The sequence below is a fragment of the Qipengyuania flava genome, assembly GCF_011762005.1.
Taxonomy (GTDB): Bacteria; Pseudomonadota; Alphaproteobacteria; order Sphingomonadales; family Sphingomonadaceae; genus Qipengyuania; species Qipengyuania flava.
The window spans coordinates 798,226-822,791 of sequence record NZ_JAASQU010000001.1; the positions used below are offsets into that span (position 1 = coordinate 798,226).

Below are 24,566 nucleotides of genomic sequence, written 5' to 3' on the forward strand. Positions count from 1 at the left end.
CCTCTATTCGGCTGGTTCGCAGGCGCCTTGGCAGGACGCTGCACGCATCGGCTCTTCCTGTTGCAGAGCGGTAAGGCCGAGCTTGGCGAACAGCGCCGCGTCGGTGTCGTCGCCCGCATTGGGCGCGGTCAGCAGCTTGTCGCCCGTGAAAATCGAATTCGCCCCGGCCATGAAACACAGTGCTTGCGCCGCCTCGCTCATGCTTTCGCGCCCGGCGGAGAGGCGAACCATGCTCATCGGCATGCAGATGCGCGCAACCGCGACCGTGCGGACGAATTCGATATCGTCGATCTTCGCAAGCGGCGTGTCGACGAGCATGTCGCCCAGAACCGTGCCCTTGACCGGCACCAGCGCATTGACCGGCACGCTTTCGGGATGGCGTTCGAGCGTGGCGAGCGTGTGGACGAAGCCGACGCGGTCGTCGCGCGTCTCGCCCATGCCCACGATCCCGCCGCTGCACACGTTGATTCCCGCATCGCGCACGTTCTGCAACGTGTCGAGCCGGTCTTCATACTTGCGGCTGGAGATCACCCGCTCGTAATATTCCGGCCCGGTGTCGACATTGTGATTGTAGTAATCGAGGCCCGCCTCTTTCAGCATGTCCGCCTGTTTCGGCGTCAGCATGCCCAGCGTCATGCAGGTCTCCAGCCCCATCGCGCGCACGCCCTTCACGATCTCGACGATCGCGGGCATGTCGCGGTCCTTGGGATTGCGCCAGGCGGCGCCCATGCAGAAGCGCTGGCTGCCCTGATCCTTCGCCTGCGCCGCGCGCTGGAGGACCGATTGCACCTCCATCAGCTTGGTCGCCTCGACCCCGCTGTCGGCCTTCACGCTCTGCGAACAATAGCCGCAATCTTCCGGGCATCCGCCGGTCTTGATCGAAAGCAATGTGCAGAGCTGCACCTGCTCGGGCGGATGGAATTCGCGATGGACCGTCGCAGCCTGGAACAGCAGTTCGGTGAACGGAAGATCGAACAGCGCCGCGATCTCGTCACGGCTCCAGTCGGTACGGATATTGGTCATACGGGTTTCCTGGCTAGGTAGAGGCCGACTGCCATGACTATCAGGCCCAGCGCACGCTTGGGGGTAATCGCACTCTGGATGGAGCCAAGCAGGCCGAAATGATCGATGATTGCCGCGGCGACGATCTGGCCGAGCAGCACGAAAAAGATCGCATTGCCGAGGCCGATACGCGGGGCGGAGAATGCCACCGAAGTGGCGTAGAACAACATCACGAGCGCCCCGATCCACAACCACGGCCGTTCGAAGGTGAAGGCACTGGCAGCGGGGAAGCCGGTAAAGGCCAGCATCGCGCTGGCGATCACGAATCCAACCGCGAAAGTCACTGCGGTTGCGGCGACGGGGCCGCCAAGTTGCTGGCCCAGCGCGGCATTCAGCGCGGCAAAAACGGGAATGCCGAGTCCCGCGGCGAACATCATAGCCGCGATCGGTACGAAGGCGCTGGAGGTCGGCGCGCTCATGCGAGCCAGCCCGCGAAGACGGCAGGAAGCTGTGTCATTCGGCGTCCGCTTCCCGCATTTCGCATTCCACGGTCAAGCCATATTCGCCGAGCCAATCCGCCTCGGTCGGCAGAAGGTACTGCAGGGCCTGCGGCAGCAATTGGTGCAGGCTGTTCGAATGGTGGACATGCGATACACGATAATCGGCGAAGCAAAAGCGCGCACCCAGTGTCTCGCGCAATTCCATCACCCCGGTCTCGGTGGCGCCACCTTCATCGGCCAGCGAGAGGAACAGCGGCGGTCGCGGCGTTCCGTCATCCGCCGGCGCCGCTCCTGCCAGCGCGCTGTCGTTCCACTGCAGGCTGGGCGAAAGCGCAGCATAGCCATCGAACAAATCGGGTTGTGCCAGCCAGGTTTCGACGACGAAGTGCCCCGCCGCGCTCTCGCCGACGATCATCGCACGGCCATCGTGACGATAGCGGGCGCGTAATATGGGAAGGACCGTCTCGGCCAGCCACGTGCGGAAAGCCTCGCTTTCGCCCGCGCTCGGATAGCGCTCGCGTTCCTCGTCGACTTGCGTGGGAGGCAGTAGTTCGCGCTGCCTGTCGACCGTCTCGACGCCGATCAGGATTGCCGGCTCACTCCGTCCCCAGAGCTGGTTCCAGCGCTCGACACCCAGAGAGAGGAAAAAGTCCTGCCCGATCCCGCCATCGAGAACCAGCACGAGTGGAAAGCGCTCTTCAGCCTGTTCATAGCCGCGCGGGAGCACGACATTGAGTTTCCGGTCGGCGTCGTGCGTCATGACCGTCAGCGCCTCACCGATCGTTATCGGTTCGGCGTCGGACACATGCTGCGCAGATGCGGACGCTGCCCAGACGAAGGCCAAAGCCGCCCCCGCTGCGGCGATGGACTTCATTCCGCTGCCTCGTCGAGGTTCTCGCCGGCAGGGGGCATATTGTGCCCCAACAGACGCAGCACATCTGCAGCGCATTCGACCACATTGCTGCCCGGACCGTAGATTCCCTGGACCCCGGCATCGCGCAGGAAATCGTAATCCTTCTGCGGGATCACCCCGCCTGCGATGACCTTGATGTCGGGTCGACCGGCTTCCTTGAGCAGGCCGATCAGTTCGGGGATCAGCGTCTTGTGCCCCGCCGCGAGACTGCTCGCTCCGATCGCATCGACGTCGTTCTCCAGTGCCATGTCGCGGGTTTCGGACGGCGTCTGGAACAGCGGCCCCGAGAGGACTTCGAAGCCCATGTCGGTGAACGCGCTGGCAATGACATTGGCGCCGCGGTCGTGGCCGTCCTGGCCCATCTTGGCGACCATCAGCCGGGGCGCACGTCCGAGCCGGCGTTCGACCGCCTGCACACCCTCGACGACCTGCTGGTAGCGATCGTCTTCGGCATAGGCGGCGGCATAGACCCCGCGGACCGGCTTGGGGATCGTGTCGTAGCGGCCATAGGCGTCTTCCATCGCCTGGCTGATCTCGCCCAGCGTCGCATCGTGACGCGCCGCCTCGACCGCAAGGGCAAGCAGGTTCCCCTCGCGCTGGGCGGCCCCGCGTGCAAGCGCGTCCAGCGCAGCGCGGCAGGCAAAATCATCGCGCTTGGCGCGCACTTCCTCCAGCCGCGCGATCTGGCTCTGGCGGACCTTGTGGTTATCGATATCGAGCGTGTCGATCTCGTCTTCCTTGTCGCGGCGATACTTGTTCACACCGACGATCACGGTTTCGCCGCGATCGACGCTGGCCTGCTTGGCTGCCGCGGCTTCCTCGATCTGCGCCTTGGGTTTCCCGCTGGCGACATATTCGGTCATCCCGCCCGCCGCCTCGACTTCCTCGAGCATGGCGCGCGCCTGTTCGACCAGCGCGGACGTAAGGCTTTCGATGTAATAGCTGCCCCCGAGCGGATCGGCGACATTGGTGATGCCGGTCTCTTCCTGGATCACCAATTGCGTGTTGCGCGCGATGCGGGCGCTGAAATCGGTCGGTAGTGCGATCGCTTCGTCCAGCGCGTTGGTGTGAAGGCTTTGCGTTCCACCCAGCACCGCCGCCATCGCTTCCACCGTGGTGCGGATAACATTGTTGTAGGGGTCCTGCTCCTGCAGGCTGACGCCGCTGGTCTGGCAATGCGTGCGCAGCATCTTGGACTTGGGGTTCTGCGCCCCCAGCCCTTCCATGACATCGTGCCACAAATGGCGTGCGGCGCGCATCTTGGCGATCTCCATGAAGAAGTTCATGCCGATGCCCCAGAAGAAGGACAGGCGCGGCGCGAAGGCATCGATGTCGAGGCCAGCTTCCATCGCGCGCTTGGCGTATTCCTTGCCGTCGGCGATGGTGAAGGCCAGTTCCTGCACCGCAGTCGCCCCCGCCTCGTGCATATGATAGCCCGAGATCGAAATGCTGTTGAATTTCGGCATGTTGGCCGAAGTATATGCGATGATGTCCGAGATGATCCGCATGCTTGGTTCGGGCGGATAGATATAGGTGTTGCGGACCATGAACTCCTTGAGGATGTCGTTCTGGATGGTCCCCGACAGCTTCTCCTGTGCCACGCCCTGACGCTCGCCCGCGACGATGTAGAACGCCATGACCGGGATGACCGCGCCGTTCATGGTCATCGATACGCTCATCTGGTCGAGCGGGATCTGGTCGAACAGGATTTCCATGTCGCGCACAGTGTCGATCGCGACGCCCGCCTTGCCGACATCGCCGACCACGCGGCTGTGATCGCTGTCATAGCCGCGGTGCGTCGCGAGATCGAAAGCGACCGAGAGGCCCTTCTGCCCCGCCGCAAGATTACGGCGATAGAAAGCATTCGATTCTTCGGCCGTAGAGAAGCCCGCATACTGTCGGATGGTCCATGGGCGCCCGGTGTACATCGAGGCGTAGGGTCCACGCGTAAACGGCGCGATGCCGGGGACGCCTGGATCGTCGAGCGCGGCCGTGTCCTCCGAGGTGTAGAGCGGTTTCACCGCGATACCTTCGGGGGTGTGCCAGGTGAGATCGCGCCCCTTCACTTCCTTGTCGGCGAGGGGCTTCCAGTCTTCATAGGTCGGCTTGTCGGTCATGCGCGGTCCTAAACCACAATCGTATGCACAGGGAAAGGGCGGGCGCGGTGCAAACCGTTCTCTCCCGCCCTCACCCCCGCGTAGGCGGGGGTCCAGATGCCATTGCTATCGATAGCGAAGGCAGTTGTATTCCCGCCTTCGCGGGGATGACGAAGACTTGCGGTGTCCGCCTCTTACTCGCCCTTGAATTCCGGCTTGCGCTTCTGGAGGAAGGCCATGCCGCCCTCGGTCGCATCCTTGCTCGCACCGGCGGTGCGCTGGCCCTCGGCCTCGGCGAGCAGGACCTGCGTCAGATCGCCGTCGAGCGCGGTGGCGATGTTGCGCTTCATGGTGGCGTAAGCGACCGTCGGGCCGTTGGCGAGTTTTTGCGCCAGCGCCTTGGCCTCTGCCAGCAGCGCATCGTCATCGACCGCCTTGTAAATCAGCCCCCAATCCTCTGCCTGTTCGGCGCCGATCTTCTCGCCCAGCATCATCATCCGCGTGGCGCGCGCGCGGCCGATCGCGCGGCTGAGCAGCCAGGTCGACCCGCCATCGGGCACGAGGCCGATATTGACGAAAGCCTGCAGAAAATAGGCGCTTTTGCCTGCGAGCACGAAGTCGCCCGCCAGCGCAAGGCTGCAGCCGACGCCCGCGGCGGGGCCGTTGACCGCGCAGATCACGGGCACATCGGCGCGTAAGACCTGGTTGATCGCCGGATTGTAGTGGTTCTGCAGCGCACGGTGGCTCCCGCCCTTGTTCTGCAGCGCGCTACCCTCGCCCCGCGCGGCGAGATCGGCGCCCGAGCAGAAGCCCTTGCCCGCACCGGTGATCAGCACCGCGCGGCTGTCGCCCAGATCGTAAAACGCTGCGCCGATTTCATCCGCCATCTGCGGCGGCATCGCGTTCAGCCGGTCGGGCCGGTTGAGCGTGATGGTGGTCAGCGGGCCGTCCTTCTCGACGATGATGGTTTCGTAGCTCACGCGTCTCTCCCAAAGGTTTCTTTTCGCCACCGACCTTGGCTGCGATGACGCTTGCGCGCAAGGGGCTTGCGCAGCGAACGGAGTTCAGGCGGACGCGCTCGGCCGTGCCGATACCCGCTCATGCCATGCGGCCAGCGTCGCGCATTCACCGGGCATTTCGAGCCCGACGAACTTGGCGAAATCGAGTGTGGTCAGCAGCAGGATATCCGCTGCGGAAAAAGCGTCGCCGGCAAGATAGTCGCGCCCTTCGAGCGATTCGTCGAAGAAGCGCATCGCCTCGGCCACGCGCGGGCGATTGGCCTCGCCCCACTCCGTATTGCGGCCCGGGAGCGCGGCGGTGAAGGGGTGCGTATGCACCCACACCGCGCCCACCGGCGGCATGAGGATCATCTCGACCCGGCGGCACCACATCTCGATTTCCGCGATTTCGCGGCTCGTGGTGCCGAACAGCGGCGGTTCGGGATGCTCGGCCTCGAGATAGCGCATGATCGCGACGCTTTCGGCGATCACCGTGCCGTCGTCCAATTCGAGGATCGGCGTCTGTCCGCGCGGGTTCTTGGCGACGAAGTCCTCCGCTTTCTGCTCGCGCTTGGGGATCGACACTTCCTTGCTCGGCAGATCGATGCCCTTCTCGGCGGCGAAGATACGCACGCGGCGCGGATTGGGCGCCGGGTTCGGGCTGTCGTAGAATAGCATTGTCTCTCCCTCGTCATCCCAGCGAAAGCTGGGATCGCTATCGGCGTAGCGCCTGTCCGCACCCGATCCCAGCTTTCGCTGGGATGACGGAATGGCGGCTTAGTTCGACCAGTGCGCGTCGTCCTTGGGCGTTTCCATGATCTCGGTCAGCTGGCCCATCATGTCCTTGGGGTGAAGGAAGAAGATCGGCGTGCCATGCGCACCGATACGTGTGGGACCGAGGATCCGCTTACCCATGTCCTCGAACCACTGACGCGCGTCCTCGATGTCCTCGACTTCGTAGCAGACATGGTGCTGCCCGCCTGCCGGATTTTTGGCGAGGAAGCCGGTCAGCGTGGATTGCTCCCCCAGCGGCTCGATCAGCTCGATCTGCGTGCCATGGGTGCCGTTCTCGCCCGGCGTGTCGACGAAGCAGACCTTCACGCCCTGCTCCTCGAGATCGAAAGGCTCATGCGTGATCGTCGCGCCCATGACGTCGCGATAATAGCGCAGCGATTCCGCGATCGAGGGCGTCGCGACGCCGATGTGGTTGAGACGGCCGAGTTTCATTCACAAATCCTCAAACAAGCGACCAGAGGCCAAGAGCGGAAAAGATCGCCCCGCTCAGTACCGCAAAAGCTAGTGTAGGCCAGTACAACCACGGTGTCTCGCGTCGGCTTACCAACGGGTTCGTGTTCACCGTTCCCGTCTTGAGAATCCACAAGCCCAAAACCACCAGCGGCAGACCGCAGGCTATCGAACCAATTGCCTGCCAAAGCGTAAGCGGTTCCTCGCGACCTTCAAAGACTGCGAGCGCATAATAGGCAAACCCAAATAGGAACGCCCCGCAGAGCAGGTAGAAATATGCATTTCTCCAAAACGTCCTACTCACAACGGAATATTGTCGTGCTTCTTCCACGGGTTCTCGAGCTGCTTCGTCCGCAGTTTGCGCAGCCCCAGCGCGATGCGGCGGCGCGTGGAGTGCGGGTAGATAACCTCGTCGATATAGCCGCGTTGGGCAGCGACGAAGGGGTTGGCGAAGCGGTCTTCATATTCCTTGGTCTTCTCGGCGATCTTGTCGGGATCGTCGCGGTCCTGGCGGAAGATGATCTCCACCGCGCCCTTTGCGCCCATCACCGCGATCTCGGCGGTCGGCCAGGCGTAGTTGAGGTCGCCGCGCAAATGCTTGGAGGCCATCACGTCATAGGCGCCGCCATAGGCCTTGCGGGTGATCACGGTGATCTTGGGCACGGTCGCCTCGGCATAGGCGAACAACAGCTTCGCCCCGTGCTTGATGATGCCATTGTGTTCCTGGCTGGTGCCAGGAAGGAAGCCGGGCACGTCGACGAAGGTCAGGATCGGGATTTCGAAGGCATCGCAGAAGCGCACGAAGCGCGCGGCCTTCTTTGAGGAATTGATGTCGAGCACGCCCGCAAGCACCATCGGCTGGTTGGCGACCACGCCCACCGTGCGCCCCTCGACCCGGCCGAAGCCGCAGATGATGTTCGCGGCATGGCCCGGCTGCACTTCGAAGAAATCGCCTTCGTCCAGCGTCTTACGAATGACTTCATGCATGTCGTAGGGCTGGTTGGCATTGTCGGGGATCAGCGTGTCGAGGCTCGGCTCCTCGCGGTCCCAGGCGTCGCTCGTCGGGCGCTCGGGCACGTCCTCGCGGTTCGATAGCGGCAGGTAATCGAAGAAATCGCGCGTCGCGAGAAGGGTCTCGATGTCGTTCTCGAAGCTGTTGTCGGCGACCGAGGTCTTGGTCGTATGCGTCTTCGCGCCGCCCAGCTCTTCCTGCGTCACGACCTCGTTGGTCACCGTCTTGACCACGTCGGGGCCGGTGACGAACATATAGCTTGAATCCTCCACCATGAAGATGAAGTCGGTCATCGCCGGGCTGTAGACCGCCCCGCCCGCGCACGGCCCCATGATCAGGCTGATCTGCGGCACCACGCCGCTGGCGAGCACGTTACGCTGGAACACTTCGGCATAACCGCCGAGGCTGGCGACCCCTTCCTGGATGCGCGCGCCGCCGCTGTCGTTGAGGCCGATGACCGGCGCGCCGACCTTCATAGCGGTGTCCATGACCTTGCAGATCTTCTCCGCATGGCGCTTCGACAGCGAGCCGCCGAAGACGGTGAAATCCTGGCTGAAGACATAGACCAGCCGGCCGTTGATCGTGCCCGACCCGGTGACCACGCCGTCGCCGGGGATCTTCTGGTCCTGCATGCCGAAATCGACGCAGTCATGTTCGACATAGGTGTCGAGTTCCTCGAAACTGCCTTCGTCGAGCAGGATGTCGAGCCGCTCGCGCGCGGTCAGCTTGCCCTTGGCGTGCTGCGCGTCGATGCGCTTCTGCCCGCCGCCCATCTTGGCGGCATCGCGGCGGCGTTCCATTTCGGCGATATTGGCGGACATGCTCTCTCCGTGAATAGGTTTTGATGAGCGACTAGTGCCAAGCGAGGCGCAAGGTCAATCGCGCGGCGCGCTTCTCTCGGCGCTGATCAGGAACTCGACATTGCCTTCTGGGCCGGTGATCGGGCTCTCGACGATGCCCTGTACCTCAAAGCCCAGCCCCTCGACCCAGGCGCGCACCTCGTCGCATACGCGGCGGTGCAATGCGGGGTCGCTGACCACACCCTTCTTGCCCACTTCCTCGCGCCCGACCTCGAATTGCGGCTTGATCAGCGCGACGAGACGGCAATCCTGCTGCGCAAGCTCGAGCGGGCGCTCGAGCACTTTGGACAAACCGATAAAGCTCGCATCGCAGACCACCCAGGTTACCGGCCGGTCGATCATTTCGGGAGTCAGCACGCGCGCGCTGGTCTGTTCGAGCACGGTGACCCGCTCGTCCTGTCGCAGCTTCCACGCCAGCTGGTTGGTGCCGCTGTCGATCGCGAAGACATGCTCCGCCCCGCCCTGCAGCAATACGTCGGTGAAGCCGCCGGTCGAACTGCCGATGTCCATTGCAACCGCGCCGCGAGGGTCGAGGTCGAAATGCTCGATCGCATGCGCAAGCTTGATGCCGCCGCGCGAAACCCAGGGGTGATCGCGCCCGCGCACATCGAGCGGCGCCTCCACGGGCAATTGCTGGCCGGGCTTGGCCAGTTTCTGTTCGCCGCTGAACACCAGCCCCGCCATGACCAGCGCCTGCGCGCGCGTGCGGCTCTCCACGAGCCCGCGGTCCACCAATATTTGATCGAGGCGCATCTTTTTCGGCATTGGAAACATGGGCGTTAGCGATCATTGTGCCTGCATGAAACCGATCTATCTGCATCTGGGTGGCGCGTTGGCGCTGAGCTTCACCATCGCGGCATGCGTTCCGGCACCGGATTCGACCCCGGCACCGAGGCCCAGCCCGACACCCGAGCCTGTACAGACGACACCGCCTCCCCCGCCGCCCGCACCACTAGCCGAGAACTGGATCGACGAGCCGCGCACAGCAGGGGACTGGAGCTATCGCGCCGACATGTCGGGAGGCGAAGCGCTGTATGGACCGCGCGGCGGCGAAGCATTGTTCGCGATCAAATGCGATCGCCGTGCGGGGCGCATCACACTGTTGCGCAGTGGGCGTGCGGCGAGTTCGACCTCGATGACCATTCGAACCGAAACCGTGGATCGTACGCTTGCCGCAACGCCAACGGGTAGCGGCAGTCAGCAGGTCATGGCGACACTCGCTGCGAGCGATCCGCTGCTCGACGCGATGGCCGTGACCCGCGGGCGATTCGCTGTGGAAACAACCGGCTTGTCCACACTTTACCTGCCGCCGTGGGCCGAAGTGACCCGCGCTATCGAATCCTGCCGCTGATAGAGTCGCTCGCCCCGCTCCCTCCGGCAGGTGAGGCGGCTGCGGGCACGAAAAAGGCCCGGGTTCGACCCCGAGCCAGAAACGCCAATTCTGACGTGGGATAACTTTTTTTCAAGGGTTGTTTTGAGCCTCTGGAAGACTCAAATATATCCACAAGATCAGCGGCGAAACGCGGTCTTGGACCCCGGTGATACGGCGGTTCTTAGCTCACTAGCGCGAAAGGAGGTGATCCGATGTCTCATGGTTCAGCAGAGAGGTCGGCAAGTTTCCGCGCGAGGTACTATCGGTAGGCAACACCCGATAGAGACTTCGTGAGCGGCACTTCCCGCCGCTGACCATGCGAAGGGCAGCATCACCCGAGGGTGGCGCTGCCCTTCTCATTTTGTGGGCTGCCAGTCGAGCCGACACGTCGCCGCGAAGGGCGGCAACGCTCGCCCGTCGCCAAATCCTTGCCACTTGCGCGGCTTCCCATTACCCGCGCGCAAATGGATTTTGCGCATCTCCCCCATCCCGCCCCCGTGCCCGGCGAGACCCGCCAGCAGGCCCTGCTCAATCCCGGTTTCGGAACGCTGTTCACCGATCACATGGTCGTGATCGACTACGATGCCGACAAGGGCGGCTGGCACCAGGCGAGATTGGGCCCGCGCGAAGCAATCAGCCTCGATCCCGCGGCTGCTGTGCTGCACTATGCGCAGGAAATCTTCGAAGGCATGAAAGCCTACAAGCGCGAGGACGGATCGCTCGCGCTGTTCCGGCCCGAGCAGAATGCGCGCCGCTTCAACGAAAGCGCGCGCCGTATGGCGATGCCCGAACTGCCCGAAGACCTGTTCCTCGAATCGATCCGTCAGCTGGTTGCCAAGGACCGCGACTGGGTTCCGGGCGATCCTGATGGTTCGCTATACCTGCGCCCTTTCATGTTCGCTTCCGAAGCCTTTCTCGGCGTGCGCCCCGCTCGGCAGTACAAGTACATCCTCATCGCATCGCCGGTCGGGCCCTATTTCAAGGGGGGCGCCAAGCCGGTAAAGATTTGGGTCAGCCGCAATTATACCCGCGCTGCGCCTGGCGGCACCGGTGCCGCCAAGACGGGCGGCAATTACGCGGCCAGCCTCGTGCCCCAGGCCGAAGGCATCGAGAATGGCTGCGACCAGGTGGTCTTCCTCGACGCGGTCGAGAAGAAATGGGTCGAGGAACTGGGCGGGATGAACCTGTTCTTCGTCTTTGACGACGGGACGGTGATCACGCCTCCGCTGACCGGCACAATCCTGCCCGGCATCACCCGCGACAGCCTGATCCAATTGTTACGCGAGGAAGGATTGCAGGTGCGCGAGGAACCCTACAGCATCGACCAGTGGCGTGCCGATGCCACCACGGGCCGCCTGCTCGAGACGATGGCCTGCGGCACCGCCGCGGTTGTCACGCCGGTCGGAACCGTGCTCGGCCCCGATGGCGAATTCACGATCGGCAGCGGCGGGATCGGCCAGATGACCAATAAGATCCGCGAGCGGCTGGTCGGCATCCAGAAGGGCACCGTGGACGATAGCCACGGCTGGACACTGCGCCTCAACTGATCAGAAGCGCGGCCGCACCAGGAAGCGGCGGGTGAAGGTTTCGCTGGGTCGCAGCACGATGATCGCCACGCCTGCGAGCGCAATTGCGCCGCCGATGATCAGGCGTTCGCCGATTGCATCGCCCGTCAGCCATGCACCGAACAGGATCGTCAGGATCGGCGTGAATAACGTCAGGGGCACGATCATGTTTGCATCGTATTCCTGCATCAGCCGGTAATAGGCGGTGTGCGCCCCGACCGACACCACGATACCGGCGAACAGCAGGCAAGCCGCGAGCTTATAGGGCGAGGTGGCCAGCGAAGCGATCTGTCCGGTTTCGAGCGTAGCCGTCAACGGCAGCAGAACGGCGACCGACGCGACAGCTGCCCATGCCTGCAAGCGGATCGATGGCAGGTCGATACGCTTGACGAACACCGTTCCGAGCGCGCCCACCACTGCGGACAGAAACACCAGCAACAGGCCGGTGCTGGTCTCCATCTGGTTTTCTCCCGCCATGGCGAACAATACGCCGCCAAACGCCAGCCCGATCCCCAGCCCGCGCCGCCAGCGCACGCGCTCGCCGAGGAACAGGATCGCAAACAAGACGGTCATGGGCGCACCGCTCAGGCTGACGACTCCTGCCGCAGAGGGGCTCGCGGTCTCGAGCCCCATGAACAGCAACGCGAAGGACCCGCCGCTGATCGCCAACCCGACCACCAGTACCTGCCACAATTTCGCGGGCAGTGGTCGCAGCAGTGGCACCAGCACTGCGGCCACGATGACCGAGCGCAGCAGCGCATAGAACAGCGGCGGCGACCCCAGATCGACGATCGCCACCTTGCTGACGACGACGTTAAGCGCCCACACCACGTTGCACAGCATCATCACGAACAGGGCACGCGCGGGCATGTCAGTCGTCCAGCGGCGGCAATGCGGCGGCCAGTTCGGCAAGCCAGGTGTCGGCGACCGAATCGCTAGGCGCACGCCAGTCGCCGCGCGGGCTCAGTGCCCCGCCTGCGCTGACCTTGGGCCCATTGGGCAATGCCGAGCGCTTGAACTGGCTGAAACCGAAGAACCGCTTGAGAAACTTCTCCAGCCAGTCCGCGATAGTCGCGAGGTCGTACTGGTTCTTCGCCTCTTCGGGGAAATCGATCGGCCAGAGTCCCGCTTCCGAATCCTTCCATGCATGCCATGCGAGGAAGGCGACATGGCTGGGACGCTGCCCCCAGCGAACCACATGATGCAGGAAAAAGTCGTTCAGCTCGTAGGGACCGATGATCGATTGCGTGCTCTGAATCTGGCCGTCCTCGCCCGCCGGGACCAGTTCCGGGCTGATCTCCGTGTCGAGGATATCTGCCAGAACCGCATCGACGCCTTCGTCGAATTGCGCGGTCTGCGTCGTCCAGCGGATCAGATACTGGATCAGCGTCTTGGGCACACCGGCATTGACCCCGTAATGGCTCATCTGGTCACCCACGCCATAGGTGCACCAGCCGAGCGCCAGTTCGCTGAGGTCCCCCGTGCCGATCACCCAGCCACCGTGCTGGCTGGCAAGGCGGAAAAGATAATCGGTGCGCAGACCGGCCTGCACGTTCTCGAAAGTGGTGTCGTAGACCGGTTCGCCATCGGCGAAGGCGTGCCCGATATTCTCCAGCATCAACCGTGCGGTGCCAGTGATATCGATCTCCTCGGCGGCGATGCCGAATGCCTTCATCAGCCGCCAGGCGTTCGACTTGGTATCACTCGAAGTCGCGAAGCCCGGCATGGTGTAGCCGCGGATATCGGTTCGCGGACGGCCCAACCGGTCCATGGCCTTTGCCGCGACGATCAGCGCATGTGTGCTGTCCAGCCCGCCCGAAATTCCGATCGTCAGGCATCGGGGATTGGTCGCCTGGATTCGCCGCATCAGCGCATCGACCTGGATGTTGAACGCCTCGTAGCAATCCTCGTCCAGCTTGTCCGCGCGGTTGGGGACGAACGGGAACCGGCGGATCGGGCGTTCCAGCTCGATGTCCGCCCCACTGCGCCCGTGCTCGAAACGCACGCTGCGGTACCAATCCTCAGGCCTCCCTGCAGCCTCGCCCGCATCGTTGAAGGTCTGCATGCGCATACGTTCGGCGAGGATCCGCTGTGTATCGATGTCGCAGACGCAGAGCTCGGGCTGGAGATCGAAACGCTGGCTCTCGGCCATCAGGTCGCCCAGTTCGTAGATCATCCCCTGCCCGTCCCACGCGAGATCGGTGGTGCTTTCGCCATGGCCGCTGGCCGAATAGGCGTAAGCACAAACCGAGCGGCTCGAACTCGCACGGGTCAGCATGTGACGTTCGTCGGATTTGCCGATGACGATGTTGGAGGCCGACAGATTGAGCAGGATCGTCGCGCCCGCCAGAGCGGCCAGCGTACCCGGCGGATTGGGCGACCAGAAATCCTCGCAGATTTCCACACCGAAAACGAAACCCGCGAGATCCGACGCCTCGAACAGCAGATCGGTACCGAAGGGTACTTCGCGGGCTCCGCATTTGATCGTCAGGCCGATGCAATCGCGGCCATGCGCAAACCAGCGTTTCTCGTAATATTCGCGGTAATTCGGCAGGAAGCTCTTGGGCACGACCCCAAGCACTTCGCCGCGAGCTATGACGACCGCGCAATTGTAGATCCGGCCATTGCGCCGCAACGGCGCGCCGAACACCAGCACCGGATCGAGCTCGCGCGACACCTCCACGATCCGTGCGATTTCCGCTTCGACCGCATCGAGCAAAGCCACCTGGAGGTGCAGATCGTCCACCGCGTAAGAGGAAAGCGCAAGTTCGGGATAGAGCAGCAGGTCGACATGGCGATCATGCGCGGCTCGCGCGGTTTCGAGTATGCCTTCCGCGTTATGGGCGACATCGGCCGTACGCACTTTGGGCGTGCCGGTCGCCACGCGGACGAACCCATGCGTATGCATGTTGAAAAAAGGATGCGTGTCGCGGCCACTCATGGGGGCAAGGCCTTTCCGGTTATGATCGGCGGGAGCGGGCTCGAGCCAATCCGCTGGTTCGCATACGCCCAAGTTGGCCAGTCGTTTCTGAACCGAAGCGCGCGCGATCTTGCCCTTGGCTTCCCAGCCATAGACGGTGCGGCTGGGCCAGGGCTTGGGCTGACCGTACCGCACACCGAATTGCGCCGCGCTGAGCGGCGGCTGATGCGTTCCACGCCATCGACGGAGTTTATAGCCGGCCAGGTGCATTCAGGCCGGGTATCCTTTTAGGCTACCTCAGGCAAGCGCAGTCTGGCTCTCGCGCCGCATTTCGGTGCGATAGCCGTTGAGGATCGGTCCGCCATGGTGCGTCGCCTGCGCCTGCGTGGCAAAGGCCGAGAGCAACTGGCTGCCGAGCCCGCCACCCGGGTCCGTAAAGGCATCCGCACCCACACCATCGTCTTCGATGGTGAACCGCCAGCCGTCGCCGTTTACGTTGAAGAACACGGCGATCGTGCCCGTCGCGCCTTCGGGAAAGGCGTATTTGCACGCATTGGCGACAGCTTCGTTGAGATAGAGCCCGATCGCCACCGCCTCTTCCGGGGTCAGGACCGCGTCTTCGATCTCGCGGAACAGTGTGACCGAAGGTGGCAGGCTCGCCGCTTCGATCCGGTTCAGCAAGAACTCGAGATAGGGCTTCATCGAGACATTGGGCTCGTCCGATTGTTCGAGCGACAGCGCCGAATAAGCATCGGCGAAGGTCCGCACGCGCCCCACCGCATCGTCCAGCGGAGCATGCAGCTCGGCTTGGGGGATGCGTCGTTTCTGTAGTTCGAGCATGCTCGCGACCAGCGCGAAATTGTTCTTCGTGCGATGCTCGAGCTCGGCCAGCAGCGTCAGGCGACGGTCCGCACGCTCGCGGATTTCGGCCATGGTTGCATGCGCCGCACGACGGAACCCCTCGGCGAAGACGAGCACGATCAGCGCGCTTGCCGCGTTGAGCGCCACCCTTGCCGGATCGCTTGGCTCACCGAAAACAAATGCACCGGCAGGCGGCAGGATAAAGAACCACGCCCAGAAGAAACCGACCACCAACGCGACGAGGCCCGCACGCCAGTGGCCATAGAGCGTGGCCAGCAGGACGGTCGGATAAATCAGCGCGAATGGCCCGGAACCCGGCGCCCACACATCGATCAGCGTGCGCAGGCCAATCATGGCAGCCCCGCACAACCCGCCGAAGACGAGCTGCGCAGCAATCTTGCCCCTACGGCTCAGGAATTGGCGGCTGACATCGAAATTGGCCAATCGATGCATGATGGGACCCCGTCTGCGGAGGAGAAGAGCCCGCCGCTACACCGTTGCAAGGGCGATCACGCGATAGCTCCGCACCATCGACGCTACCCATCTACCCCAGGCTGCGGAAAAGCAAAAGCAGATTGCGCGGGTCGTTCTACGCCGCGAGCAATTCGCGGGCCGTCGGGCCCGCGAGCAATTCGCGGGCCGTCGGGCTTTCCTGCAGCAAATCGATCAGGGCGCGTTCCTGCTTCGTCAACCAACGGGTCGCGCGTGGCAATCGGACGGACGCCCGCCAATCCTCCTGCCCGTCCAGCAGTTCGAAAACGGCAGGGTGGATATAGCTCTTGCGCGTTACGGCGGGCGTGTTGCCCAAATGATCCGCCACACATTCGAGCAGGGCTTTCATCGGCAGTGTACCTTCGCCGTCCAGCAGGCAGGACAGTGCCTTTACGCTGGCGTGCCAGGTGCGGAAATTCTTGGCCGTGAAATCCTGCCCCATGGTCTCGCGCAGATAGGCGTTCACGTCGCTCGACCCGACCGCGTGCCGATCGCCGTCTTCGTCGATATAGGCGAACAGGTGCTGGCCGGGCAGGTCCTGCATCTTGCGCACCATGCGCGCAAGGCTTCCATCGGACAGGGTCACCTCGCGCAGTTTCCCGCCCTTGCCTTTGTAGCGCAGGCGCAGCGTCTTGCCGGTGAGTTCCGCATGCCGTTTGCGCAGGGTCGTCGCGCCAAAGCTCTTGTTGGTTTTGGCGTAACCCTCGTTCCCCACCCTCACCGCCCCCAGATCGAGCAGCCGGATAACGCTTCCGATCGCACGCTCACGCGTCAGTTTGCGACCGCGCAGGTCTTCCTCGACACGCTTGCGCACCAATGGCAGCAGGCTCCCGAAGGTGACACAGCTGTCGAACTTTTCGCCTTCGCGCGCGGCGCGGAAATCGGGATGATAGCGATATTGCTTGCGCCCCTTCGCATCGACCCCGGTCGCGAGGATGTGCCCGTTGGGTGCGGGGCAGAACCACGCGTCGGTGTAAGCGGGCGGCAACGCGATCGCATTGAGGCGCCGCTTTTCCTGCGGGTCGGCGATCAGCGCGCCTTCGGGATCGTAATAGGCCCATCCCCTGCCTGCCCCCTTGCGGGTGATACCGGGCAGGTCGTCGTCGACATAGATGAGCTTGGTCATGGTGAAGGCAAGAACCTTGGTCGCGCTGTCACGGTTCCCCACCTTGCGACGAACGGAGGGGTGAACTAGCCCCTGCAGCAAAGGAGAACGAGATGGCCGACCCGACCTACACGCCGCCCGAAGTCTGGATTCACGACGCCGAGAACGGCGGGCGGTTCGCGAGCATCAACCGCCCGACCGCAGGGGCGCGCCAAACTTCGCAATTGCCCCTCGGCGATCATGATTTCCAGCTTTACTCGCTGGCCACGCCCAATGGCGTGAAGGCGACGATCATGTTCGAGGAATTGCTCGAAGCGGGATATTCAGAGGCGGAATACGACGCCTGGACGGTGAACATCTCTGATGGGGACCAGTTCGGTTCGGGCTTCGTCGATCTCAACCCCAATTCCAAGATCCCCACCCTGCTCGACCGCAGCGGCACAGAACCCGTTCGCGTGTTCGAGAGCGGTGCGATCCTGATGCATCTGGCCGAGAAATTCGGTGCCTTCCTGCCGACCGATCACACACGGGCCGAAGTGCTTAGCTGGCTGTTCTGGCAGGTGGGCAGCGCCCCGTTTATCGGCGGCGGCTTCGGTCACTTCTACGCCTACGCGCCCGAGAAGTACGAATATCCGATCAACCGTTACGCGATGGAAACCAAGCGACTGTTCGATGTCGCGGACCAGCGGCTGGCAGAACAGGAATTTCTCGGCGGCAAGGATTACACCATTGCCGATATCGCAACCTTCCCCTGGCTTGCCCCCTTCGTCTTCGGCGGGATCTACGGCGACGCGCAGACCTTCCTCTCGATCCACGAATACGCCCATGTCGAACGCTGGGTGAAGCAGCTTGCCGAGCGCCCCGCAGTTCGCCGCGGCCGGATCGTCAACAAGGCCTGGGGCGAGGACGACGAACAGCTGCTCGAACGCCACTCGGCGGCCGATTTCGAAGGCAAGACCTTCTGAACTCGCCGTGAGCCGTTCGTCGGCTTGCGCTTGACTCGACCCGAGCGCTTCCCTCTCCTTGATGCGAGCGAGGAGAGGGGAAACCGTTGGCAGAAAAGGCACCACCCGTCGGGCGGCTGGAAAAGCTCGGCTATGGCGTAGGCGACCTTGCGTCGTCCTTTTATGTCAACTTCTTCAACATCTACCTGCTCTACTTCTTCGTCGAACTGGGCGGCGTCGGCCCTGCGGCGATGGGGCTGATGCTGCTGCTGACCAAGTTCTTCGATGCAATTACCGATCCCGTCATGGGCGCGCTGGGCGACCGAACGCGGAGCCGTTGGGGCCGGTATCGACCCTATTTGCTGTGGGGATCGGTGCCGTTCGGCCTGTGCGGCGCCGCGCTGTTCGCGGCTCCCGATCTGTCGCCGGGCAGCATGCTGGTCTGGGCCTATGTGACCTACACGCTGACCATGCTGGCCTTTACGGCGACAAATGTGCCCTACGCCGCACTGATGGGAGTGATCTCGCCCAGCGCGGACACGCGGGCATCGGTCGCCGCCTATCGCATGGTCTTCTCCGCTCTCGCGGTAGTGGGCGTTGCCATCGTCGCGACCACGCTGGTACGCGAACTGGGCGCGGGTGACGAATGCCGCGGCATCATGCTGACCATGTTCATCCTCGCGGGGGCAGGCACGCTAGCGTTGCTCGTGGCCTTTGCCTCAAGCCGCGAGCGCATTCCCCCTGCAACAAACAACGGCCGCGTACGCGACGACCTGATGCTGCTGATTCGCACGCCCGCCTGGATCGCGGTGGCGCTGGCTGCTGTGCTGACCCCCGTGGCGATCGCTTCAAGGGCCGGGAGCGCGCTGTTCTGGTTTCGCTATGTCGCAGGCGACGACGGGCAGCCCATCTTCCTGTTCCTCGACCGGATCGGACTGTTCTATGCAGCCTTCGCGATCGGTCAGTTGCTCGGGGTAGTGTTTGCAGCCGCCTTGGCCCGGCGTTTCGACAAGTCGCGCCTCCTGATTCTGGCAGGGACGATCGAGGTCGCCGCGATCATCGCCTTCCATCTGATGCCGATCGACGCCGTGTGGCCGCAAACGGCGGCGCAGGTCTTCGTCGGCGTCGGATTGGGCATGATGATGATGCTGGCCTATTCCATGTTCACCGATATCGCCGAATATCTGGAATGGTCGACGGGGCGGCAAATGACCGGTCTCGCCGTGTCGGGCGCGGTGTTCGCGATCAAGACCGGCGTCGCCATCGGCGCCGCGCTGCCGGGCCTTCTGTTTGCCATGACGGGTTTCGAAGCAGGTGCCGTCCAGAGCGAATCCGCTAAATACGGTATCGACCTTGCCTTTGCGATCGTGCCGGCGGCAATGATCGTGCCTGCTGCGGTGGCAATGCTCTTCTACCGTCTCGACCGCGCGACCATCGCGCGTTTCGAGAGCGAACTCGCACAACGTCGGTCGCAATCCGCGATGCCCCCCTTCCCTTCCGCGCCCGAGACGTTATAGGGGCGCGCAACTGCTGGGGTGTAGCCAAGTGGTAAGGCATCGGTTTTTGGTACCGACATTCGCAGGTTCGATCCCTGCCACCCCAGCCAACTAGCCTTGAGACCAGCCGAAAAGCACGGAAATCCGTGCTTTTTCCAAATGCGGATTCACAGTTGCCCCCAGCAACTGTCCCAAGCAGCTGTCCCAAGGCAGGGATGACAGCAGGCCGAAAAAGGCTTGCCAATATGCCCCGATCCCCCGCTCAGAACCTCAAGCGCCGCGGTGCCGTTTACTGGTGGCGGCGAAAAATTTCGCTCACCCGTTTGGGTTTTTCGGATTCTCGACTCATAAGCTTGGAGTTCAGTCTCTTCACAAAAGAGCTGGACACCGCCCGCGGACGTGCCGCGGCGATGACCGCTTATAGTGAGAGATTGAGGATGAGTTTCCGGGACAACGTGGCAAAGTTCGGACTCGACGAGCAGGCCATCAGCACGATTTTTCTCGAGGAAGTGCGCAGCTACCGCAACGAACTGGTTCATCTCGAGGCTGCCTGGAAGGCGCACCCGGCCTGGAGCAGCGTGTCGAACCGCGATGCCGATCTGGCGATGTTCCAGGCGCTCTGGAAGGGGATTGCCGATGAAGGGCTCGGCGTTCCTCGTGACTGGGACTTCGTCGAGAAACATTTCGCGGAATTCGACGACGAGATGCAGTGCCGTGTACGCGATCTGCTTCGCGAGCATCGCGACCTGCCGGAATCGCTCCGCCTGACAGCGCAGGCTCGCCTCGAACAAGCTGGCGCTCCCTCTAACTCCATAAGCATTCCGGTTGCCATCGATGCCATCGCTCGAGCGCGCGCCGAGGCGGCCCGGCGTGTGAAAGACAATGTCGATTTCGATGACCTGGCCAAGCTCGCATCTCTCGCCACCTCGTTTGCGAAGGCGGTCATGCCTCAGGAAGCCGGGCCCTGCGCCGCTAGCCGGTTTTCTAACGCTTCGTCCCTCTTGGCAGCTCCGCTCAATGCAGAACAGCAGCGGTGTGCAGCGATGACGCCGAGGGAGTTCGCCGAGGAGTTCATCAAGGAGAAGTTTGGCGGTCTGGAGCAGCGCGAGGGCAGCAAACGCCAGCGCGAAATTGTGCAGGACTCGACCCTTCGCGACATCCGCTGGGTCGCTGTACTGCTGGAAAAAGCGATGCCGACTGGCACCCCATTTTCCGAGGTGACCATCGAGCACGTTACCGAGCTCGACCGCTGGTTCGACCTTATCCCAACGACCATAGGAAAGTCGCCGAAGGATAGGGATCCTGAAACTACTTTCGAGATGATCCGGGAGCGTGCTCTCGAGCGGATTGAGAATGGCGAACTCAGTGCCGATCAGATCGGGTTGGGCACCAATACTAGCAACAAGCACTGGCAGAATTTCGCGCGGCTGCACAAACACCTGCGGTCGGTCGTTCCTGGCCTCTTGGAAGTGTGCGTTGCGAAGTTCATCACGCCTGAGACAAAGGACGAACGAGAGGCTCGAGACGCATATACCAAGGAACAGGGAGAGGCGATTTTCAGTCTACCGCCCTGGACGGGCTGCGCTGGCCTCAGCAACAGGTTGAAGGCAGGCAGTGAGATCATTCACGACGCCCTGTTCTTCATCCTCCTGCTGGTCTGGTATACGGGGGCGCGCAGGGAAGAGATCTGCAAGCTCAAGCTCGACGACATCACCGTAGATAACGACGTACCTTATATTTTCATTCGGCCAACTGACACTGGCCGAATTAAGTGCAAGAGCTCGAAGCGAAAAATTCCTCTTCACAGCGAATTGCTGAGGCTCGGCTTGCTAAAATATGTCGAAGCGATGAAGCATACGGGAGAGACCCTGTTCTTCCCCGAAATGTATCCGTCTGGAAAAACCAAGCGCAAAATCGGAGACGTCTTTTACAAAATCTGGTGGATCTACCTTCGGCCGTTCGTGCCTGATCTTAAACGTGGCCAAGCCATGCATGCCGCACGGCATACCGTCTCCGACGCTCTTAAGCAGGCTGGTATCGATTTGGAGGCCCGGAACGATGTTCTGGGGCATAGCCAGAAGGCACTTGGCGAGGGAGCATCGACTTACTCCGAACCGGTCGCCCTCAAGAATATGAAAGCGATGGTCGAGGAGATCCCAAAGGTGACCGGCCATTTGGACGATGTCGTGACGATCAACTTGCTGCCCAAGGAGCTAAGAGTCGCGCGCCCCGCTCGGACGAGGTGATTGGCGGCTCTGCGCCCTGAAATCGGGCATTAGACGATCTGGATCCGTAGCCCGATAACTGACGTTCCGCGAAAGCACCGCAAACACCTTATTTGTAGGTCGGCGAACAGAGATTTTTTTGATTTTGAATCCGATCCCGCAACATCTTTGGGCCCGTAAGCCTACCGTACGTCGCACGCGAGATATTGCAAAACTAGCATCCGTCCTTTCGGGTATTTTGTGCAATTTTGATGAGCGTGGGAATAATTGTGCATGTGCTTGAAGACTCGTCAAAATGATGGGAGTGCAGGGAAACTGAGAAAGAGAAGGCTTGCTAGATGGACGAACAACCAGAACTCGAAATTGAGGAATTGGACGATCCAGATTTCACCGAAGACGACACAAATGAAGCGCCACCGAGCGACATCGTGGCGTTCAATGAGTTACGCTCGTGTGCTGATCTCTATCGCATGTTCGATAAGGGCATCCTCGACATCCAACCCGAATTTCAACGAGATTTCGTCTGGCCTGCAGGCGCCCAAACTCGCTTTATTGACTCGCTAATCAAGCAATTGCCCATTCCGAGCATGTGCTTTGCATTGGACTACAAGAGGGACCGTTGGATCGTGATCGACGGACTTCAGAGGATGTCAACGATCACGAGATTTCTCCAAGGATCTGACTGGCGCCTGTCAAAATTGGATGACACCGACCCTCGCCTCGGGGGAAAGAGCGCAGCGCATTTCAAGAACGCTGAGGGGGCTGATAAGGCGCTTTTCTCTCGCGTCGAAAATCAGTCTTTGCCGATCAACGTTCTGCGATGTGATTTCAGCAAGAAGGCGCACAAAGAGTATCTCTTTACAATTTTTCACCGGCTCAACTCCGGAGGTTCAAAACTCAACAATCAAGAAATCAGAAACTGCATTTACGGCGGTCCATTGAACGACCTTTTAAAGGATTTGGACACTTACCCAGCTTGGCGAAAGCTAAATCGCATGGAGCCTGATAAGAACTATCGCTTCGTAAAGCAGGAAATGATTTTGCGATACTTCGCATTCAAGAACGATCTTGGAAAATATAAGGGGCAGGTTGCTAAGTTTCTCAACGACTACATGCATGAGAACCAATCACCTCCCCAGGAGCGATTGAATGAAATGGAGAAGGATTTTAAGCGCACTATTGATGCTGTCGTAAAGAATATCTTCCCCAACGGACCCGAGGGCCGCATTCCGACTAGCGTACTTGAAGCGATGCTGGTCGCAGTTGCAGATAACATCGAGCATGTAGAAGCCCAAGAACCGGCAAAAGTGAAAGCGAATTATGACGCGCTGAGAGCCGATGATAATTTCCGCGACGAAGCTGTGGCGGAAGGACTTTCGAAGATCGAAAAGGTGACCAATCGCTTCGCCGCGGCCAGGCAAATTTTCTCCAGCTAAGCGATGATCGCCAAAACAGAGATCGAACGCACCCTAAAGGGATTGCAGCACCGCTATCGGTCGGCAAAAACGCAAAAGGAACCGCTATGGCTCTCCAAGCTCGCTATCATAGAACTTTGCGGGTGGATTGAGGTTTCTCTAGATGATTTGGTTGTCCGGCTGGCCAAAAAAGCAGTGAGAGAGAGTGGGAATCTACATCACATTGAAACTGTTGTGGTCGATAAAAACTATGGATTCCATTATAAGAAGCACTTCAGGAACATGCTGATGGCTTCGGTCGGCCTTCAGGGGGTGGAGGCTCTTGAATCGGTGGTAAGTGCCGTCAGCAAAGCTCAATTGGAGAGCGAACTCGGCACCCTACATATTTCGCGAAATCGACTAGCGCACACGTATGTAAAAGGTGTCACAGCCAATATTGACGCACCGTCTGTCACCATCGGGAGGTTCAACAGAATCTATGGCGCCCTGAAAGAGTATGAGGCCGCAGTCCAAAAATATTGAACTCTAGGGGTAGCGCCCCCCCATCAACCGTTCGCAGCAAGCGGAAAGTCGATCTGATCGCCTTCCTGGTAGTTCCGTGGGATGCCATGAAGGGCTTGCTGAATGGAAACGCCGACCGCCTTTGCAACTGGGGGAGGAAATGCATTGCCGATTTGACGGTACTGCGCGGTCTTACCGCCACTAAACTTCCAGTCGTCCGGAAACCCTTGGATTCTAGCTACCATCGGGATTGTAAGCCTAATCAGGTGATCTTTCTCCATTGAGCTATCCGGTGGCGTGTTTGCGATACCCTTCCCATCAACACCAAGCTCTGCCCACTGACGTTTAGCTCGCGTCGGACCAAGGTCTGCGCCGCCATGCTTTTTTGAGCCGCCCACAATAGTCGGAGCCACCTTATCGGCTTTGCGCCTCCATGCGAATGCGCCCTCCCAACCGTGGGCAGCCACCAAGTCATAAAGTGCGTCGGCGACCGTACACTCATTTTCCAGAGGAAGTGGAAACGCAAAATTTTCCGCGAACTTTTGTTTCACAGCGACAAGGACAAAGCGTGGGCGCAACTGCGGCACGCCGAAGTCTTTAGCATAGAGAACTTGCCATGACGGCTCGTAACCCAACTTTACGAGCTGCGTCATAATACCCTTGCGATAGTCGTCAAAGCGACTTGAGGCCAAGCCGCGCACGTTCTCGAGCATAACTGCTGCGGGTTCGCATTCGCTTATCAGCCGGAGCGCGGTTGGAAAAAGGTCACGCTCATCATCCGCGCCCAGCTGTTTCCCGGCAACTGAAAAAGGTGGGCAAGGTACACCGCCAGCGAAGAGGTCGATGCCTCTGAATGACTTCGCCTCAAACTCTTTGAGATCAGCCTCAAGAACATTCCAGTTCGGTCTGTTGTCTCGAAGGGTTTGACACGCATAAGCGTCAATTTCCAATACCGCGCTGCATTCATAGCCTGCTCCTTCGAGTCCAAGTGCCTGCCCTCCTCCGCCAGCACAGATCTCAAGAGCACTAAGGGTCATTTCGTTC

General features: G+C 61.4%; 21 protein-coding genes and 1 tRNA gene. 8 read left to right on the plus strand and 14 right to left on the minus strand.

The window, feature by feature from the left end; genetic code table 11:
• Positions 1 to 3: 3 nt before the first annotated feature.
• The 9 genes from bioB to FHS69_RS03930 form a co-directional block, all read right to left on the minus strand.
• Positions 4 to 1,023: a biotin synthase BioB gene (gene bioB, locus FHS69_RS03890; protein ID WP_166776605.1), complete on the minus strand. Its 1,020-nt coding sequence runs from the start codon at positions 1,021 to 1,023 to the stop codon at positions 4 to 6.
• Positions 1,020 to 1,481 carry a DMT family transporter gene (locus tag FHS69_RS03895; RefSeq protein WP_067467360.1) on the minus strand — a complete coding sequence of 154 codons (462 nt, stop codon included), beginning with the start codon at positions 1,479 to 1,481 and terminating at the stop codon, positions 1,020 to 1,022. The genes bioB and FHS69_RS03895 overlap by 4 nt, the downstream gene beginning before the upstream one ends.
• 34 nt (positions 1,482 to 1,515) lie before the next feature.
• Positions 1,516 to 2,376: an alpha/beta hydrolase gene (locus FHS69_RS03900; RefSeq protein WP_166776606.1), complete on the minus strand. Its 861-nt coding sequence runs from the start codon at positions 2,374 to 2,376 to the stop codon at positions 1,516 to 1,518.
• A complete protein-coding gene (gene scpA, locus FHS69_RS03905; protein WP_166776607.1) occupies positions 2,373 to 4,532 on the minus strand; it encodes a methylmalonyl-CoA mutase in 2,160 nt (719 codons plus the stop codon). Before scpA ends, FHS69_RS03900 begins: the two co-directional genes overlap by 4 nt.
• Positions 4,533 to 4,705: 173 nt before the next feature.
• Positions 4,706 to 5,491, minus strand: a complete 786-nt coding sequence (locus tag FHS69_RS03910; RefSeq protein ID WP_094063247.1) for an enoyl-CoA hydratase-related protein — start codon at positions 5,489 to 5,491, stop codon at positions 4,706 to 4,708.
• 84 nt (positions 5,492 to 5,575) lie between these two features.
• Positions 5,576 to 6,187, minus strand: a complete 612-nt coding sequence (locus FHS69_RS03915; protein WP_166776608.1) for a glutathione S-transferase family protein — start codon at positions 6,185 to 6,187, stop codon at positions 5,576 to 5,578.
• A gap of 99 nt (positions 6,188 to 6,286) precedes the next feature.
• The gene (gene mce, locus FHS69_RS03920) at positions 6,287 to 6,736 is read right to left on the minus strand and encodes a methylmalonyl-CoA epimerase (RefSeq protein ID WP_166776609.1); all 450 of its coding nucleotides are present in this window, start codon (positions 6,734 to 6,736) and stop codon (positions 6,287 to 6,289) included.
• A gap of 318 nt (positions 6,737 to 7,054) precedes the next feature.
• A complete protein-coding gene (locus FHS69_RS03925; RefSeq protein WP_166776610.1) occupies positions 7,055 to 8,587 on the minus strand; it encodes an acyl-CoA carboxylase subunit beta in 1,533 nt (510 codons plus the stop codon).
• Positions 8,588 to 8,641: 54 nt separating this feature from the next.
• Positions 8,642 to 9,391 (minus strand): TlyA family RNA methyltransferase, encoded by a 750-nt coding sequence (locus FHS69_RS03930; protein ID WP_166776611.1) that lies wholly within the window; start codon positions 9,389 to 9,391, stop codon positions 8,642 to 8,644.
• Between the two features lie 34 nt (positions 9,392 to 9,425).
• On the opposite strand from FHS69_RS03930, the gene FHS69_RS03935 reads away from it, so the two are divergent.
• A complete protein-coding gene (locus FHS69_RS03935; protein ID WP_166776612.1) occupies positions 9,426 to 9,977 on the plus strand; it encodes a hypothetical protein in 552 nt (183 codons plus the stop codon).
• A gap of 485 nt (positions 9,978 to 10,462) precedes the next feature.
• Positions 10,463 to 11,545 (plus strand): branched-chain amino acid aminotransferase, encoded by a 1,083-nt coding sequence (locus tag FHS69_RS03940; RefSeq protein ID WP_166776613.1) that lies wholly within the window; start codon positions 10,463 to 10,465, stop codon positions 11,543 to 11,545.
• Here FHS69_RS03940 and FHS69_RS03945 read toward each other — a convergent pair whose 3' ends face one another.
• The 4 genes from FHS69_RS03945 to FHS69_RS03960 all read right to left on the minus strand — a co-directional run bounded on the left by FHS69_RS03945 (position 11,546) and on the right by FHS69_RS03960 (position 16,962).
• Positions 11,546 to 12,433: a DMT family transporter gene (locus FHS69_RS03945; protein ID WP_166776614.1), complete on the minus strand. Its 888-nt coding sequence runs from the start codon at positions 12,431 to 12,433 to the stop codon at positions 11,546 to 11,548. It abuts the gene before it with no gap.
• 1 nt (position 12,434) lies between these two features.
• Complete coding sequence (locus FHS69_RS03950; protein ID WP_166777057.1) at positions 12,435 to 14,504, minus strand: NAD(+) synthase; 2,070 nt, start codon at positions 14,502 to 14,504, stop codon at positions 12,435 to 12,437.
• A gap of 276 nt (positions 14,505 to 14,780) precedes the next feature.
• Entirely contained in the window at positions 14,781 to 15,797 is a 1,017-nt protein-coding gene (locus FHS69_RS03955; protein ID WP_166776615.1) for a sensor histidine kinase, read from the minus strand.
• Between the two features lie 136 nt (positions 15,798 to 15,933).
• Positions 15,934 to 16,962 (minus strand): DNA topoisomerase IB, encoded by a 1,029-nt coding sequence (locus FHS69_RS03960; protein WP_166776616.1) that lies wholly within the window; start codon positions 16,960 to 16,962, stop codon positions 15,934 to 15,936.
• Positions 16,963 to 17,054: 92 nt separating this feature from the next.
• On the opposite strand from FHS69_RS03960, the gene yghU reads away from it, so the two are divergent.
• The 6 genes from yghU (at position 17,055) to FHS69_RS03990 (ending at position 23,543) form a co-directional block, all read left to right on the plus strand.
• Positions 17,055 to 17,906: a glutathione-dependent disulfide-bond oxidoreductase gene (gene yghU / locus FHS69_RS03965; RefSeq protein WP_166776617.1), complete on the plus strand. Its 852-nt coding sequence runs from the start codon at positions 17,055 to 17,057 to the stop codon at positions 17,904 to 17,906.
• 86 nt (positions 17,907 to 17,992) lie between these two features.
• The gene (locus FHS69_RS03970; protein WP_166776618.1) at positions 17,993 to 19,402 is read left to right on the plus strand and encodes an MFS transporter; all 1,410 of its coding nucleotides are present in this window, start codon (positions 17,993 to 17,995) and stop codon (positions 19,400 to 19,402) included.
• A gap of 14 nt (positions 19,403 to 19,416) precedes the next feature.
• Positions 19,417 to 19,491 (plus strand) — tRNA-Gln (locus tag FHS69_RS03975).
• Between the two features lie 243 nt (positions 19,492 to 19,734).
• Positions 19,735 to 21,627, plus strand: coding sequence for a site-specific integrase (locus tag FHS69_RS03980; RefSeq protein ID WP_166776619.1), 1,893 nt, complete (start codon positions 19,735 to 19,737; stop codon positions 21,625 to 21,627).
• Between the two features lie 317 nt (positions 21,628 to 21,944).
• The gene (locus FHS69_RS03985) at positions 21,945 to 23,042 is read left to right on the plus strand and encodes a DUF262 domain-containing protein (RefSeq protein ID WP_166776620.1); all 1,098 of its coding nucleotides are present in this window, start codon (positions 21,945 to 21,947) and stop codon (positions 23,040 to 23,042) included.
• A 3-nt stretch (positions 23,043 to 23,045) separates the two neighbouring features.
• Positions 23,046 to 23,543, plus strand: coding sequence for a hypothetical protein (locus FHS69_RS03990; RefSeq protein ID WP_166776621.1), 498 nt, complete (start codon positions 23,046 to 23,048; stop codon positions 23,541 to 23,543).
• Positions 23,544 to 23,566: 23 nt separating this feature from the next.
• Here FHS69_RS03990 and FHS69_RS03995 read toward each other — a convergent pair whose 3' ends face one another.
• On the minus strand, positions 23,567 to 24,559 hold the full coding sequence (locus FHS69_RS03995; RefSeq protein WP_166776622.1) for a DNA cytosine methyltransferase: 993 nt from the start codon (positions 24,557 to 24,559) through the stop codon (positions 23,567 to 23,569).
• Positions 24,560 to 24,566 lie beyond the last annotated feature (7 nt).

Excerpts from the sequence above, each read along its gene's own strand:
- bioB (WP_166776605.1), bottom strand. The coding sequence starts at position 1,023 with ATGACCAATATCCGTACCGACTGGAGCCGTGACGAGATCGCGGCGCTG.
- FHS69_RS03895 (WP_067467360.1), bottom strand. The coding sequence starts at position 1,481 with ATGAGCGCGCCGACCTCCAGCGCCTTCGTACCGATCGCGGCTATGATG.
- FHS69_RS03900 (WP_166776606.1), bottom strand. The coding sequence starts at position 2,376 with ATGAAGTCCATCGCCGCAGCGGGGGCGGCTTTGGCCTTCGTCTGGGCA.
- scpA (WP_166776607.1), bottom strand. The coding sequence starts at position 4,532 with ATGACCGACAAGCCGACCTATGAAGACTGGAAGCCCCTCGCCGACAAG.
- FHS69_RS03915 (WP_166776608.1), bottom strand. The coding sequence starts at position 6,187 with ATGCTATTCTACGACAGCCCGAACCCGGCGCCCAATCCGCGCCGCGTG.
- mce (WP_166776609.1), bottom strand. The coding sequence starts at position 6,736 with ATGAAACTCGGCCGTCTCAACCACATCGGCGTCGCGACGCCCTCGATC.
- FHS69_RS03925 (WP_166776610.1), bottom strand. The coding sequence starts at position 8,587 with ATGTCCGCCAATATCGCCGAAATGGAACGCCGCCGCGATGCCGCCAAG.
- FHS69_RS03930 (WP_166776611.1), bottom strand. The coding sequence starts at position 9,391 with ATGCCGAAAAAGATGCGCCTCGATCAAATATTGGTGGACCGCGGGCTC.
- FHS69_RS03935 (WP_166776612.1), top strand. The coding sequence starts at position 9,426 with ATGAAACCGATCTATCTGCATCTGGGTGGCGCGTTGGCGCTGAGCTTC.
- FHS69_RS03940 (WP_166776613.1), top strand. The coding sequence starts at position 10,463 with ATGGATTTTGCGCATCTCCCCCATCCCGCCCCCGTGCCCGGCGAGACC.
- FHS69_RS03945 (WP_166776614.1), bottom strand. The coding sequence starts at position 12,433 with ATGCCCGCGCGTGCCCTGTTCGTGATGATGCTGTGCAACGTGGTGTGG.
- FHS69_RS03950 (WP_166777057.1), bottom strand. The coding sequence starts at position 14,504 with ATGAGTGGCCGCGACACGCATCCTTTTTTCAACATGCATACGCATGGG.
- FHS69_RS03955 (WP_166776615.1), bottom strand. The coding sequence starts at position 15,797 with ATGCATCGATTGGCCAATTTCGATGTCAGCCGCCAATTCCTGAGCCGT.
- FHS69_RS03960 (WP_166776616.1), bottom strand. The coding sequence starts at position 16,962 with ATGACCAAGCTCATCTATGTCGACGACGACCTGCCCGGTATCACCCGC.
- yghU (WP_166776617.1), top strand. The coding sequence starts at position 17,055 with ATGGCCGACCCGACCTACACGCCGCCCGAAGTCTGGATTCACGACGCC.
- FHS69_RS03985 (WP_166776620.1), top strand. The coding sequence starts at position 21,945 with ATGGACGAACAACCAGAACTCGAAATTGAGGAATTGGACGATCCAGAT.
- FHS69_RS03990 (WP_166776621.1), top strand. The coding sequence starts at position 23,046 with ATGATCGCCAAAACAGAGATCGAACGCACCCTAAAGGGATTGCAGCAC.
- FHS69_RS03995 (WP_166776622.1), bottom strand. The coding sequence starts at position 24,559 with ATGACCCTTAGTGCTCTTGAGATCTGTGCTGGCGGAGGAGGGCAGGCA.